At 54.8% G+C, this 14,027-nt stretch carries 12 protein-coding genes and 1 other RNA gene; 4 read left to right on the top strand and 9 right to left on the bottom strand.

Annotated elements, in window-relative coordinates:
• Positions 1 to 59: 59 nt before the first annotated feature.
• Positions 60 to 977, bottom strand: a complete 918-nt coding sequence (locus ACI2I2_RS19400) for a dihydrodipicolinate synthase family protein (protein WP_404659388.1) — start codon at positions 975 to 977, stop codon at positions 60 to 62.
• Positions 978 to 1,298: 321 nt separating this feature from the next.
• Here ACI2I2_RS19400 and ACI2I2_RS19395 point away from each other — a divergent pair, with 321 nt between their 5' ends.
• Positions 1,299 to 2,399, top strand: coding sequence for a glycerol dehydrogenase (locus tag ACI2I2_RS19395; RefSeq protein ID WP_404659387.1), 1,101 nt, complete (start codon positions 1,299 to 1,301; stop codon positions 2,397 to 2,399).
• A 95-nt stretch (positions 2,400 to 2,494) separates the two neighbouring features.
• On the opposite strand, the gene ACI2I2_RS19390 is transcribed toward ACI2I2_RS19395, so the two are convergent.
• The 8 genes from ACI2I2_RS19390 to ACI2I2_RS19355 form a co-directional block, all read right to left on the bottom strand.
• Positions 2,495 to 3,238 carry an SDR family oxidoreductase gene (locus ACI2I2_RS19390; RefSeq protein ID WP_404659386.1) on the bottom strand — a complete coding sequence of 248 codons (744 nt, stop codon included), beginning with the start codon at positions 3,236 to 3,238 and terminating at the stop codon, positions 2,495 to 2,497.
• Between the two features lie 73 nt (positions 3,239 to 3,311).
• Positions 3,312 to 6,185: an aminomethyl-transferring glycine dehydrogenase gene (gene gcvP / locus ACI2I2_RS19385; RefSeq protein ID WP_404659385.1), complete on the bottom strand. Its 2,874-nt coding sequence runs from the start codon at positions 6,183 to 6,185 to the stop codon at positions 3,312 to 3,314.
• 122 nt (positions 6,186 to 6,307) lie between these two features.
• Complete coding sequence (gene gcvH / locus ACI2I2_RS19380) at positions 6,308 to 6,697, bottom strand: glycine cleavage system protein GcvH (protein WP_404659384.1); 390 nt, start codon at positions 6,695 to 6,697, stop codon at positions 6,308 to 6,310.
• A 27-nt stretch (positions 6,698 to 6,724) separates the two neighbouring features.
• Positions 6,725 to 7,819 carry a glycine cleavage system aminomethyltransferase GcvT gene (gene gcvT, locus ACI2I2_RS19375; RefSeq protein ID WP_404659383.1) on the bottom strand — a complete coding sequence of 365 codons (1,095 nt, stop codon included), beginning with the start codon at positions 7,817 to 7,819 and terminating at the stop codon, positions 6,725 to 6,727.
• Between the two features lie 421 nt (positions 7,820 to 8,240).
• Positions 8,241 to 9,443 carry an FAD-dependent 2-octaprenylphenol hydroxylase gene (gene ubiI / locus ACI2I2_RS19370; protein ID WP_404659381.1) on the bottom strand — a complete coding sequence of 401 codons (1,203 nt, stop codon included), beginning with the start codon at positions 9,441 to 9,443 and terminating at the stop codon, positions 8,241 to 8,243.
• An 11-nt stretch (positions 9,444 to 9,454) separates the two neighbouring features.
• Positions 9,455 to 10,621 (bottom strand): 2-octaprenyl-6-methoxyphenyl hydroxylase, encoded by a 1,167-nt coding sequence (gene ubiH, locus ACI2I2_RS19365; protein ID WP_404659379.1) that lies wholly within the window; start codon positions 10,619 to 10,621, stop codon positions 9,455 to 9,457.
• A complete protein-coding gene (gene pepP, locus ACI2I2_RS19360) occupies positions 10,618 to 11,931 on the bottom strand; it encodes a Xaa-Pro aminopeptidase (protein WP_404659377.1) in 1,314 nt (437 codons plus the stop codon). Before pepP ends, ubiH begins: the two co-directional genes overlap by 4 nt.
• A gap of 25 nt (positions 11,932 to 11,956) precedes the next feature.
• Positions 11,957 to 12,535 (bottom strand): YecA family protein, encoded by a 579-nt coding sequence (locus tag ACI2I2_RS19355; RefSeq protein ID WP_330982768.1) that lies wholly within the window; start codon positions 12,533 to 12,535, stop codon positions 11,957 to 11,959.
• A 166-nt stretch (positions 12,536 to 12,701) separates the two neighbouring features.
• Between ACI2I2_RS19355 and zapA the strand changes: the two genes are divergently transcribed.
• The 3 genes from zapA to ACI2I2_RS19340 all read left to right on the top strand — a co-directional run bounded on the left by zapA (position 12,702) and on the right by ACI2I2_RS19340 (position 13,875).
• Positions 12,702 to 13,031: a cell division protein ZapA gene (gene zapA, locus ACI2I2_RS19350; protein ID WP_330982767.1), complete on the top strand. Its 330-nt coding sequence runs from the start codon at positions 12,702 to 12,704 to the stop codon at positions 13,029 to 13,031.
• A gap of 41 nt (positions 13,032 to 13,072) precedes the next feature.
• Positions 13,073 to 13,256, top strand: a non-coding RNA gene (ssrS, locus tag ACI2I2_RS19345) — 6S RNA.
• A 22-nt stretch (positions 13,257 to 13,278) separates the two neighbouring features.
• A complete protein-coding gene (locus ACI2I2_RS19340) occupies positions 13,279 to 13,875 on the top strand; it encodes a 5-formyltetrahydrofolate cyclo-ligase (RefSeq protein ID WP_404659375.1) in 597 nt (198 codons plus the stop codon).
• Positions 13,876 to 14,027: the final 152 nt, after the last annotated feature.

Raw genomic sequence — 14,027 nt, 5'->3', positions numbered from 1 at the left:
GCAGTCAGCCTGACGCCTGAAATCCTCAGAAGAAAAATATCCTGTACGTACTACTGGTGCTAAATAATGTTCGCCGATTTAAGAATAGATTTCGCCAGCTCTGTTTTTTCTGGCGAGAGTTTTTTCGTCGGCGCAATAACCTCAGTTGAAATGTCCGTTCCCGTCGCTTTAATGCATTCTTTGATGACACCAAAGAACGGTGACTCTACGGCATAAAGCGAAGAAAGCTTTGCCAGCACCCGCTGCTTTTCAAACGCCGTGTCATAGTCTTTATCCACGAAAGCCTGATAAATTCCGCCAGTGATTTGCGGGGCGATATTAAACGTTGCAGGAATGCCGCCATGACCACCAAGAATCAGCGTATCAAGCAGGTACTCATCAAAGCCGGAGAAAATAATAAAATCACGCCGAAAAGCATGAACCCGGTTAATGATTTCCCGCGTGTGGCTGATGTTATCGATCGTGTCTTTAATGCCGATAATATTTGGCACTGTGCAGGCCAAACGCTCAATGACATCCAGGCCGATATCTTGCCCGGTTAATGCCGGGAAGTTATACAGCAGAACCGGCGTCTTAAGGCTTTCAGCCACTGTACGATAATGGTCGTAAATAAAATCAGCGTTTAACGTCGCATAGTAGGGGTTCACAACCAATACCGCATCAGCTCCGTGCTGGCCTGCATGCACTCCGTATTCGATGGTTTCCTGGGTGCCGGGTGCAGCAATCCCCACCATCACCGGAACACGACCAGCAACATGCCCGAGCGCAAATTCCGCGACTTCCAGTCGCATTTTATGCGTCATATGGCAGAACTCGCCTCCGCTGCCAAGAATCAACATGCCATGAGCACCGTCTTCAATCACTTTATCCAGCATACGCGCCATGCCCTGACGATCGAGCTGGCCTGTACTGTCTACAATGGTGGGAACGGGTGGGAATATCCCTTTAAATTTTTCCAGCTTCATTTTGACTGCCATCCTTAAAGTTCCAGATACAGAACACATGTTCTACAAACGGAATTATTTGCCTATTATAAAAATGAAGCAAATGCTTTTTTAAGCAAATGAGTGGCAGTTAATATTTATGTGACCCACGACGCTTTATTTTAAACGCCTCCCGAAAAACATCTCATTAAAGACATTTAAAACAAATAACTCACCCAAAACCATTCATGGGGCATATAAAAGTAATTTCTTTACTCCGCTATTGACGTCTCTGTTGGTTGGGATAAATATGGATCGAAAAATATGAACAGAAGTTCTGTATGTGGAACCATGAAATCAAAAAGGAGTTTAACTATGATCACAACAGCAATATTCCCCTCCCGCTATGTGCAAGGTGCTGGTGCCATTGAACACTCTCTGGCTGAAGAAACAGGCCGACTGGGAAATAAAGCATTGGTGCTTGAAGATCCTATCGTGAATCAAAAAATGGGTGCCGAAATTGAAGGCGCGTTGAAAGGAAAACTGCATTATCAGGTTGAAATATTTAACAGTGAATGTTCTGACGAGGAAATTTCCCGTATTTCTTCTCTGGCCGAAAGCTGCGGTGCTGACGTAATAGTGGGCATTGGTGGTGGAAAAACACTCGATACCGCAAAAGCGACGGGTGCGGCACTGAGACGTCCCATTGTGATCGTGCCCACTCTGGCGTCGACAGATGCTCCCTGCAGTTCACTGGTCGTTATCTACACCCCGGAAGGGCAATTTAAGCGCTATCTGATGATTCCACACAACCCAGATGTTGTGCTGGTTGATTCCGCCGTCATTGCGCAGGCGCCGGTGCGTTTTCTGCTTTCTGGCATTGGCGATGCGCTGGCGACCTGGTTTGAAGCGGAAGATTGCCGCATAAAGCTCGCAGGCAATATGACCGGTCGTCCGGGCCCTATGACTGCCTACAGTCTGGCGCGGCTGTGCTTCGACACTCTGCTGAAATATGGCGTTCAGGCGAAAAATGCCTGTGAGCAACAGAAAGTTACCCCTGCTCTTGAACACGTGATTGAGGCCAATACCTTACTTTCTGGCCTGGGTTTTGAAAGTGGCGGTCTGGCTGCCGCGCACGCCATCCACAATGGACTGACTGTGCTTCCCCAGACTCACCGCTATTGGCATGGTGAAAAAGTGACGTTTGGCACTCTCGCGATGCTGATGCTGACCGATCGCGATCCGGAACTAATCAACACCGTTTATCAGTTCTGTCTGGATCTTGGGCTGCCAACCACGCTGGCTGATATCGGCCTGCAGGACGTCTCAGATGAGGAATTGTTCAAGGCTGCGGAAGCTTCGTGCCAGCCAGGCGAAACCATGCACAACGAACCTTATGAGGTGAACCCGGTAAATGTTCTGGCGGCTATGCGTGCTGCCGATGCAGAAGGGCGTCGTCAGAAGGCTCTGCGTTAACAGAGAATTGCCCGGCGGCGGCGCATAGCTTGCCGGGCCTACGTAGTGCAGGACAAGGTAGACCGGTGCAAGCATAGCGCCGACCGGCATTATCATTAACGCCCGCCCGATAACTCCATAAAACTTCCCGTCACATAAGATGCTTTGTCACTGAGCAGCCACACTATTGCCTGAGCGACCTCTTCCGGCTGACCGCCACGCTTCATCGGCAAAACAGAACTCAGTCGGTCCACGCGACCTGGTTCGCCACCAGAGGCATGGATATCTGTATAGATTAAGCCCGGACGCACGCAGTTAACGCGAATGCCCTGAGCGGCAACTTCCAGCGCCAACCCGATTGTCAGCGAATCGACCGCCCCTTTTGATGCGGCGTAATCCACATACTCGCCCGGTGATCCAAGACGAGACGCGGCTGAAGAGACATTCACGATTGCCCCGCCTTTACCGCCATGTTTGTGCGACATCCGTTTCACGGCTTCCCGGCAACACAGGAAGTACCCGGTGACATTGGTGCTCAGAACGCGGTTGATTCGCTCCGCGCTCAGCCCTTCAATTGTGCTTTGCTGGAACAAAATCCCGGCGTTATTGACCAATGCGCTGAGCGGTTCACCTTCTCTGTCCAGGGCCTCGAACATGGCCAGCACCTGGGCTTCATCGCTGATATCCGCGCGAACCGTGAACGCCTTTCCGCCACGTTCAACAATCTCGTTGACCACCTGCGTGGCAGCTTTAATGTTGTGGTGGTAATTCACCGCGACGGTATACCCTTCCTGCGCCAGCTGTAACGCCGTCGCCCTGCCAATTCCCCGGCTTGCGCCGGTGACCAGTGCTATTCCCATAAACCGTCTCCCCAGAAATAAAAAAGCCGGGTGGCGCTAACGCTTACCCGGCCTACGTTGCAAAGATTAAGTATTACTGATATTCGCTCATTGGCACGCACGAGCAGAACAGGTTACGGTCGCCGTAGACGTCATCCAGACGTTTCACCGTCGGCCAGTATTTGTTCGCCATCCCAGCCGGGAACACCGCCACTTCACGGGTGTAACCGTGATTCCACTCGGAAACCAGCTCGTTCTGAGTGTGCGGCGCATTGACCAGCGGGTTGTCTTCCAGCGTCCACTCGCCCTGCTTAACTCGGGTGATTTCGTTGCGAATCGCCAGCATCGCGTCGATGAAACGATCGAGTTCAACTTTGCTTTCTGATTCTGTCGGTTCAACCATCAACGTGCCCGCCACCGGGAAGGACATGGTCGGCGCGTGGAAGCCATAGTCGATAAGACGTTTGGCGATATCCAGTTCGCTGATGCCAGTTTCTTCTTTCAGTGGGCGAATATCGAGAATGCACTCGTGCGCCACGCGACCATCACGGCCGGTGTACAGCACCGGATAAGCGTCCTGCAAACGGGTCGCGATGTAGTTGGCGTTGAGGATGGCCACCTGGCTCGCTTTCTTCAGCCCTTCTGCCCCCATCATGCGGATGTACATCCAGCTGATGGGCAGAATGGATGCGCTACCGAACGGGGCTGCGGAAACTGCGCCCTGACGGGTCAGCATGCCTTCAATCTGCACCACGCTGTGGCCTGGCACAAACGGAGCCAGGTGCGCTTTCACACCGATTGGGCCCATGCCCGGGCCGCCGCCGCCGTGTGGAATGCAGAAGGTTTTATGCAGGTTGAGGTGCGAAACGTCCGCGCCGATGAAGCCCGGAGAAGTGATGCCCACCTGCGCATTCATGTTTGCGCCGTCGAGATAAACCTGGCCGCCGTACTGATGCACAATCTCGCACACTTCGCGGATAGTCTCTTCGTACACGCCATGAGTTGACGGGTAAGTCACCATGATGCAGGAGAGATTCGCGCCAGCCTGCTCTGCTTTCACACACAGATCCGCCAGATCGATGTTGCCTTGTTTATCACAGGCCACCACGACAACCTGCATGCCCGCCATCTGTGCGGATGCCGGGTTAGTGCCGTGCGCTGAGCTTGGGATCAGGCAGATATCACGGTGCCCTTCATTGCGGCTTTCATGATAGTGACGGATAGCCAGCAAGCCTGCGTATTCGCCCTGCGCGCCGGAGTTCGGCTGCATGCACAGTGCGTCATAACCGGTCAGTTTCACCAGCCAGTCAGAAAGCTGGTTGATCATCTGATGATACCCTTCCGCCTGATCAGCCGGGCAGAACGGATGCAGTTCAGCAAATTCCGGCCAGGTGATTGGGATCATTTCTGCCGCAGCGTTCAGTTTCATGGTGCAGGAACCCAGCGGGATCATCGCCTGGTTCAGCGCCAGATCTTTGCGCTCAAGCCCGTGCATATAGCGCATCATCTCGGTTTCGCTGTGATAGCGGTTGAACACCGGATGAGTCAGGATTTCGTCTTCACGCAGCATCGCCTGCGGAACAGAACGGCTGTCGTGCGCAACGTCTTTGTCCAGCGCATCAACGTTCAGGCCGTGGCTGTCACCCAGCAGGACGCTGAACAGCGCCAGCACATCTTCGCGAGTGGTGGTTTCATCCAGCGTGATGCCCACCGCGTTGAGGATGTCGCTACGCAGGTTGATTTCTGCCGCTTCAGCGCGAGCCAGCACGGCCGCCTTGTCTGCCACTTCCACGCACAGGGTGTCGAAGAAGTGCTCATGACGCAGCTTCAGGCCTTTTTGCTGCAGCCCGGTTGCCAGAATATCGGTCAGGCGGTGGATACGGCCAGCAATGCGCTTCAGGCCAACCGGGCCGTGGAAGACCGCATACAGGCTGGCGATATTTGCCAGCAGCACCTGAGAAGTACAGATATTGGAGTTCGCTTTCTCGCGGCGGATATGCTGCTCACGAGTCTGCATCGCCATGCGCAGCGCAGTGTTACCGGCAGCATCTTTAGACACGCCGATAATACGGCCTGGCATGGAGCGTTTAAATTCATCTTTCGCTGCGAAGAACGCTGCGTGCGGGCCGCCGTAGCCCATTGGCACACCAAAGCGTTGGGCAGAACCGAAGACGATATCTGCGCCCTGCTTGCCCGGTGCTGTCAGCATCACCAGCGCCATAAAGTCAGCGGCAACACTCACCACGATTTTGCGTTCTTTCAGCTCAGCAATCAGTTTGCTGTAATCGTGAACTTCACCGGTGGTGCCAACCTGTTGCAGCAACACGCCGAACACGTCCTGATGATCGAGCGCTTTGTCAGCATCGTCGACAATCACTTCGAAGCCAAAGGTTTCTGCACGAGTACGAACCACATCCAGCGTTTGCGGGTGAATATCCGCAGCCACGAAGAAGCGGTTAGCGTTTTTCAGTTTGCTGACGCGCTTCGCCATCGCCATCGCTTCTGCCGCAGCGGTTGCTTCATCGAGCAGGGAAGCCGATGCGATATCCAGCCCGGTTAAATCCAGCGTGACGGTTTGGTAGTTCAGCAGCGCTTCCAGACGGCCCTGTGACACTTCCGGCTGATAAGGCGTGTAAGCGGTGTACCAGCCTGGGTTTTCCAGCATGTTGCGCAGGATAACCGGCGGCAGCTGCACGGCGGTGTAGCCCATGCCAATGTAAGACTTAAAGCGCTTGTTGCGGCTGGCAATGGCTTTCAGTTCAGCCAGCGCGGCGAACTCAGTCGTCGCTTCGCCGACCTGCGGTGGCGTTGCCAGTTGAATGTCCTGGGGCACAATCTGGCCAGTCAGTGCATCCAGCGACTCTGCGCCCACGGCGTTCAGCATGTCCTGCTGCTGTGCCGCATCCGGGCCAATATGGCGTTCGATAAAAGCGCCGCGATTTTCAAGCTGACTTAGCGTCTGTGTCATGAGCGAGGGTTCCTGAAACGTGCAGTGAATAGTGTTCTGTCATTCCCGTCGAAAGGAATGGAGGGAGGAGGCGCATTTCCCCTCTCCCCAGCCCTCTCCCCAAGGGAGAGGGGGATAATGAATTACTCGTCTTCTAACAGAGCTTCGTATGCAGTGGCATCCAGCAGCGCGGCAACTTCAGCTTCATCGCTGGCTTTGATTTTGAAGATCCAACCCGCTGCGTACGGCTCGCTGTTGACCAGTTCTGGGGAGTCGCTCAGCTCGTCATTGACGGCCACGATTTCACCGCTGATTGGCGCGTAGATATCGGAGGCCGCTTTCACGGATTCAGCCACCGCGCAGTCATCGCCTGCTTCTACGGTTTTGCCCACTTCAGGCAGGTCAACAAACACCATGTCGCCCAGCAGCTCTTGTGCGTGCTCGGTGATCCCAACGGTGTAAGAGCCGTCTGCTTCTTTACGCAGCCATTCGTGTTCTTTGCTGTATTTCAGTTCTGCCGGTACATTGCTCATTAAAATTTCTCCATAAAAAATAATCGATTACACGACGGCTTTGCCGGCGCGTACAAAAACAGGTTTGGTCACTTTGACCGGCATTTCACGGTTGCGGATTTGCACCACCGCGGTGTCGCCGATACCTGCCGGAACGCGAGCCAGCGCAATGCTGTAGCCAAGCGTTGGCGAGAAAGTGCCGCTGGTGATGATGCCTTCGTGCTGATTGCCCTGCGCATCGCTAAAGCGGACTGGCAGCTCACCACGCAGTACGCCTTTTTCCGTCATTACCAGACCAACCAACTGTTCGGTGCCATGCTGACGCTGTGATTCCAGCGCTTCACGCCCGATAAAATCACGCTCTGCCGGTTCCCACGCAATCGTCCAGCCCATGTTGGCCGCCAGAGGTGAAACGCCTTCGTCCATCTCCTGACCATACAGGTTCATGCCCGCTTCCAGACGCAGCGTGTCTCGTGCACCCAGACCGCAAGGCTTCACACCGGTCTCGACCAGTGCACGCCAGAAATCAGCCGCTTTTTCATTGGGTAGCGCGATTTCATAGCCTGCTTCGCCGGTATAGCCGGTTGTGGCGATGAACAAATCGCCTGCCTGCACGCCAAAGAACGGCTTCATGCCTTCAACGGCTTTGCGTTGTTCGTCATTGAGCAGGCTGCCCGCTTTCGCTTGTGCATCCGGGCCCTGAACGGCAATCAGCGCCAGGTCGTCTCGCACGGTGATGTCAATGCCGTACGGCTCAGCGTGCTGAGTGATCCAGGCAAGGTCTTTTTCACGGGTGGCGGAGTTAACGACGAGACGGAAATAGTCTTCAGTGAGGAAATAAACGATCAGGTCATCGATGACCCCGGCGGAGGCATTGAGCATGCCGGTGTACAGCGCTTTGCCGGGTTTGGTCAGTTTGGCCACGTCGTTGGCGAGCAGGTAACGCAGGAATTCGCGAGTCCGACTGCCGTGTAAATCGACGATGGTCATGTGGGAGACATCGAACATGCCAGCGCTGGTGCGTACGGCGTGGTGCTCATCAATTTGTGAGCCGTAGTGCAGCGGCATCATCCAGCCATGGAAGTCCACCATGCGGGCACCGCACAGCGTGTGTTGTTCATACAAAGGCGTCTGTTGAGCCATCTTGTCCTCGTTGAGTCAGCGGGGCCAGCCAGGTGCTTTGTGAGCAAAAACGCTGCACAAAGCCCAGCGTCGACACCGCTCCTGGGCATCGACGCAAACGTTCTCTTTTGCCTGACGTTACCACCGAAGACCGTGGTAAACCATAAGGCAGAGCAATCCATCAGATTAGCTTATGACCAAAATGCAGGAAAAACTCTACAGAACGATCGACTGGCTTACTGCGACTAATGCCACATAAAATTAACATCAGAGCAAAATATTCAGCGCATGATGGTATTTCATCCGGGAAATCGGGCGGATTTTCCGTAGGGATTTTTTGGCTGGATTAAAAAAACTAATGCGAAAAAGGGCGTGAAATTAGATTATTTCAAACGAGGAGAGCAAACCCGACGCGCCCGCCGGGTTGAGAAGTGTGATCGGCTTAACGCAGCCAGCGAGGAAGATCGTTCAGGCCCATAGCCTGACGAATGAGCTGCGGTTTGACGCCCGGAAGCGTATCGGCAAGTTTTAAGCCGATATCGCGCAGCAGCTTTTTCGCTGGGTTGACGCCAGCGAACAATTCGCGGAAGCCCTGCATACCCGCAAGCATCAACGCCGCGCTGTGCTTGCGGCTACGCTCGTAGCGACGCAGATAGAAATGCTGACCAAAGTCTTTCCCTTGCGTGTGCAAGCGACGAATCTCTTCAATCAGTTCTGCCGCATCCATAAAGCCCAGGTTCACACCCTGCCCCGCCAGAGGATGGATGGTGTGGGCGGCATCTCCCACCAGCGCTAAACGGTGCGCAGCAAACTGGCGCGCGTATCGTCCCGTTAACGGGAACACCAGACGTTCGCTCTCGACCTGGCAAAGGCCAAGACGATTATCGAACGCCACGCTGAGCGCCTGATTAAACGCAGCATCATCGGCATGCTGCATTTTTTCAGCGTCCTGCGGCGATAAAGACCAGACGATGGAACACAGATGCGGATCGCTCAGAGGCAAAAAGGCCAGGATGCCTTCGCCGTGGAAGGCCTGTCGCGCAATCGCCTGATGCGGCTCAGCAGTACGGATGGTCGCCACCAGCGCGTGATGGCGATAATCCCAGGAGGTAAGCGCAATATCTGCTTTATTACGCAGCCACGAGTTGGCACCATCGGCGCCAATCACCAGCCGGGCGGTCAGCATGCTGCCATCTTTCAGGCTGAGAAACGCTTCGTTTTCTCCCCAGGCCACTTGCGCCAGTTCGGCATTTGCCAGCAAGGTCACATCCGCACAGCGCTGCGCTTTTTGCCACAGCGCATGATTAATCACGCTGTTCTCCACGATATGGCCCAAATGGCTGAAACCGAGGCTTTCGTCATCGAAGCTGATACGACCAAAGCTGTCCTGATCCCACACTTCCATGCCGTGATAACGGCTGGCGCGCGTACCGGTAATATCGGCCCAGACATCAAGGCGGGAGAGTAATTTTTCGCTGGCGGCGTTGATGGCAGAAACACGAAGCTGTGGCGCGGCATCTTGCGTGACCGGCTGCGGTTCGTTTTGTTCTATAACCGCCACACGCAATCCGCTACCTTGCAAACCACACGCAACGGCCAGCCCCACCATTCCACCACCCACGATAGCGATATCAACACTTTGCACTGAAAAACCCCTTATCTCGCTACTCTGCCGAGGGTACGTTGAGCCAGCACGTCACGCGCCGGACTGAATAATTCCATGGCCATCAGGCCAACGTTGCGCCCGGCGACCAGCGGTGCCCAGCGGTTGGCAAACAGATGCACTAAGCCATCCGTCACGCCGATGGTCGCGTTTTTGTCGGTATCACGGCGCTTCTGGTACTGACAAAGCAAGGCATAGTCACCTGCATCATCTGCCTGCGCCAGCATTTCCGCCAGCGACATCACATCACGCAACCCTAAGTTGAAGCCCTGCCCGGCAATCGGATGCAGCGTTTGCGCCGCATTGCCCACTAATGCTAAGCGGTGCGAAACGGCACGCGTCGCGGTGGTCAAAGAAAGCGGATAAGCGCTGCGGCTGCCGCTGTGCGTAATGCGCCCCAGACGCCAGCCAAAGGCCTGTTGAAGCTCATGACAAAAACGTTCGTCAGACCAGCTGAGCACCTCATCACGATTATCCAGAGGATGGCACCACACCAGCGAGCAACGCCCCTCTGACATTGGTAACATCGCCAACGGGCCGTGCTGAGTGAAACGCTCGAACGCTCGCCCGTCATGGGGTAACGCCGTGGTCACATTGGCAATGACGGCCAGCTGATCATAAGGCTGCTGCTGCCAGGCGATGCCGCACTGTTCGCCAAGGGCAGAACGGGAGCCGTCAGCCGCCACCAGCAACTGGCCTGTCAGGACCGTGCCATTATCCAGCGTGACGTCGACCTGACTCTGGCTGCGACTAAACTGCTCGACTCGCGCCGGGCAGTGCAAGGTGACGCCAGGCGCTTTGCGCAACATCGAGAAGAGACGCTGGCCGACATCATGCAATTCCACCACCTGACCCAGAGCAGGCAAGTGATAATCTTCTGCCTCAAGCGTGACAAAACCCGCATGACCACGATCGCTGACGTGCACGGTGCGAATGGCCGTTGCGCAATCTCGAATGGCCTGCCAGATACCGACTCGCTCGAGTTGCTGGCAAGTTCCAGCCGCAAGCGCAATCGCGCGGGCATCGAACCCCGGGTGCTGCTGAGACTCTGGCGAAACCGCTTCGACCAGATGGACAGGCAACTGTCCTTTACTGAGATGTGAAAGGGCTAACGCAAGCGTTGCGCCCGTCATTCCTCCGCCGACGATGATGACACTCATGCTTTTTGCGCCGCCATCAGCGCTTCAATATCATCAGCCTGTTTCACCACGCTGGCCGTGAGGTTCTCGTTTCCGCTGGCGGTGATCACAATGTCATCTTCGATGCGAATGCCGATACCACGATAGCGCTCTGGCACGTCGGCATCTGGCGCAATGTACAGGCCGGGCTCCACGGTTAACACCATACCCGGCTCCAGCACGCGGGAGCGATCCGGGCCGTAATAGCCAACATCATGCACATCCATTCCCAGCCAATGGCTCAGGCCGTGCATGAAGAATTTACGGTGCGCGTTGTCGGTGATGAGCTGATCGATGTCGCCCTGTAAAATGCCCAGTTTCACCAGCCCCGTGACCATAATGCGCACGACTTCACCGGTCACATCCTGAATCGTTGTACCAGGGCGATAGAGCGAGAGTGCCGTTTCGAGGGAGTCGAGCACGATGTCGTAAATCTCACGCTGGGCTGGGGTGAATTTGCCATTGACCGGGAAGGTACGCGTGATATCGCCCGCATAGCCTTGATATTCACAGCCAGCATCAATCAGGACTAAATCGCCGTCACGCAGTTCGAATTCATTTTCGGTGTAGTGAAGAATGCAGGCGTTTTCGCCGCCGCCAACAATCGTGTTATACGAAGGATAGCGCGCACCGTGGCGGTTGAACTCGTGGTGAATTTCACCTTCAAGCTGATACTCGAACATGCCTGGTCGACATTTTTCCATCGCACGCGTATGCGCCAGCGCGGAGATTTCCCCTGCCCGGCGCATGACGTCGATTTCTTCCGCCGATTTGAACAAGCGCATTTCGTGAACCAGCGGCCGCCAGTCAACCACGGAAGACGGAGCTTTCAGATTCTGCCGCGAGCCTTTACGCAGCTTATCCAGCGCAGCAAATACGATGTTATCTGCGTAAACATATTCGCCCTGGGCGTGATAGACCGCATCCAGGCCATTGAGAAGCTGGTAGAGTTGTTCGTCTAATTCACTGAACGCCAGCGCGCGATCCACGCCGAGTTTTTCAGGCGCAGCTTCCTGGCCTAAACGGCGGCCAAACCAAATTTCAGCCGTCAAATCACGGACGCGGTTAAACAGCACGCTGTGGTTGTGGGTGTCATCACTTTTGATCAGCACCAGCAGCGCTTCCGGTTCGTTAAACCCGGTGAAATAGCTAAAATCACTGCTTTGGCGATACGGGTATTCCGTATCCGCGCTGCGAATAGCTTCCGGTGCGGCGAAGATCAGTGCCGCGCTGCCGGATGGCATTTGCGCCAGCAGCTTCTGCCGACGCTGAAGGTATTCCTGCTGTGTCATGACACCCTCCAGAGTATTCTTATTTTTAATGTAAGGTCGGTTTCTGCACTTCCGGCGCGGTAGGCTGCGGATGCGTGAAGGTGTCGTGGCACAGCAATGCGGCTACGCGCACGTATTCCACGATCTCTTCGAGCGACATCTCCAGCTCTTCCTGGTCTTCATCTTCGTCGTAGCCGAGTTGCGCAATGTTACGCAGATCGTCAATGGCTTCGCCGGTTTCACCTTTCACTTTATCCAGTTTCGGCTGAGTTACGCCCAGGCCTAACAGGAAGTGATTCACCCAGCCTGCCAGCGCATCCGCACGCTCGAAGACGCTGACTTCGTCACCGTCCGGCATGTAGAGCTGGAACAAAAAGCCTTCGTCTTCCAGCGCATCGCTGGTGACCGCGTGGATTTTACGCAGCACTTCAGCCAGTTGATGGCCAAACGCCATCCCTTCGTTGGTCAGGTCATGAACCAACGGCAGCCAGCTGCTGTCTTTGTTGCCGCCACACAGCATGCCGCTAATCAGCCCGTGCATCTCAGCAGGCGTTAAGCCTACTCCCTGCTGGTTAAGTAACTGGTTAACGTCGTGGTAACCAGGCATTTCATTCTGTATAGACATGCGCATTCGTCGTCGTTGGGGGGAAGTTCATGTTATGCTACCACTTTGGACCCTGGTGAACCAGAAAAGGGCTTGTATGTTCACACTGGGGTAGCTATAGTGTCGCCCCTTCGCGGACCCCAGTGCGGGATGCGGAGGCAGCGCAGTCAATCAGCAGGAAGGTGGCATGTCTGCAGAACCCGTCGATATCCAAATTTTTGGCCGTTCACTGCGAGTGAATTGCCCGCCTGAACAAAGGGATGCCCTTAATCAGGCCGCGGACGATCTGAATCAGCGGTTGCAAGATCTAAAAGAACGCACTAGAGTCACAAATACTGAGCAGTTGGTGTTTATCGCCGCCCTGAATATCAGCTACGAGCTGACGCAGGAAAGAACGAAGACCCGTGACTACGCTGCCAGTATGGAAACCCGAATTCGGATGCTCCAACAGACCATCGAACAAGCGTTGCTTGATCAGGGTCGCATAACCGAAAGAACGGCGCCCAACTTTGAATAACACTTCATGGTTAACTATGGTAGAGTGACCCTGAAGACCAAATTTCTCTGAGATGTTCGCAAGCGGGCCAGTCCCCTGAGCCGATATTTCATACCACAAGAATGTGGCGCTCCACGGTTGGTGAGCATGCTCGGTCCGTCCGAGAAGCCTTAAAACTGTGACGACACATTCACCTTGAACCAAGGGTTCAAGGGTTACAGCCTGCGGCGGCATCTCGGAGATTCCCTACCTTCTTTCTTCTTCTGCCATGACACAACTTTCTGTAGTCACTTCATCAAGACAACACATCCGCCAGACTGTCCGGCAACAACGCCGTGCCCTTACCGCTGAACAACAACGTCATTTCGCTCAACAAGCCGCTTCACGCATGATGGCCTATCCGCCCGTCGTAATGGCGCATACCGTGGCTTTGTTTCTCTCTTTTGATGGCGAGCTGGATACCCAACCGCTGATCGAGCAGCTTTGGCGTAGCGGCAAGCGAGTCTATTTGCCGGTTCTGCACCCATTCAGCCCCGGAAACCTGCTGTTTCTGCATTATCATCCTCACTCTGACTTAGTGATTAATCGCCTGAAGATTCAGGAACCTAAGCTGGATGTGCGAGATGTTTTGCCGCTCGACGAGCTGGATGTTCTGATTACGCCGCTGGTTGCGTTTGATAGCCTGGGCCAGCGTCTGGGAATGGGCGGGGGTTTTTACGATCGCACCCTGCAAAACTGGCAGCAACATGGCCTGCATCCCGTTGGCTATGCGCATGATTGCCAGCACGTTGATGCGTTGCCGGTGGAGAAGTGGGATATCCCGCTGCCTGCGGTGGTGACGCCTTCAAAGGTGTGGAGTTGGTGAGATAATTGTCGAGTGGCGGCGAGGTAAATAGCAAAACCGTCTCTGAAGGAGACGGTTTTTAGTGTTTGCTCCCTCTCCCCGTGGGCTGAGGTATCCCCACAAAAGTGAAAAGCACGATGAAGTGTGATCTACTGGTTGCGCTAACAAAACAG

Source organism: Scandinavium sp. NPDC088450 (assembly GCF_044900545.1).
In the GTDB taxonomy this organism is placed as follows: domain Bacteria; phylum Pseudomonadota; class Gammaproteobacteria; order Enterobacterales; family Enterobacteriaceae; genus Scandinavium.
Note: the sequence above shows the minus strand (reverse complement) of the source record. Positions and strands in the feature narration are given on the sequence as shown.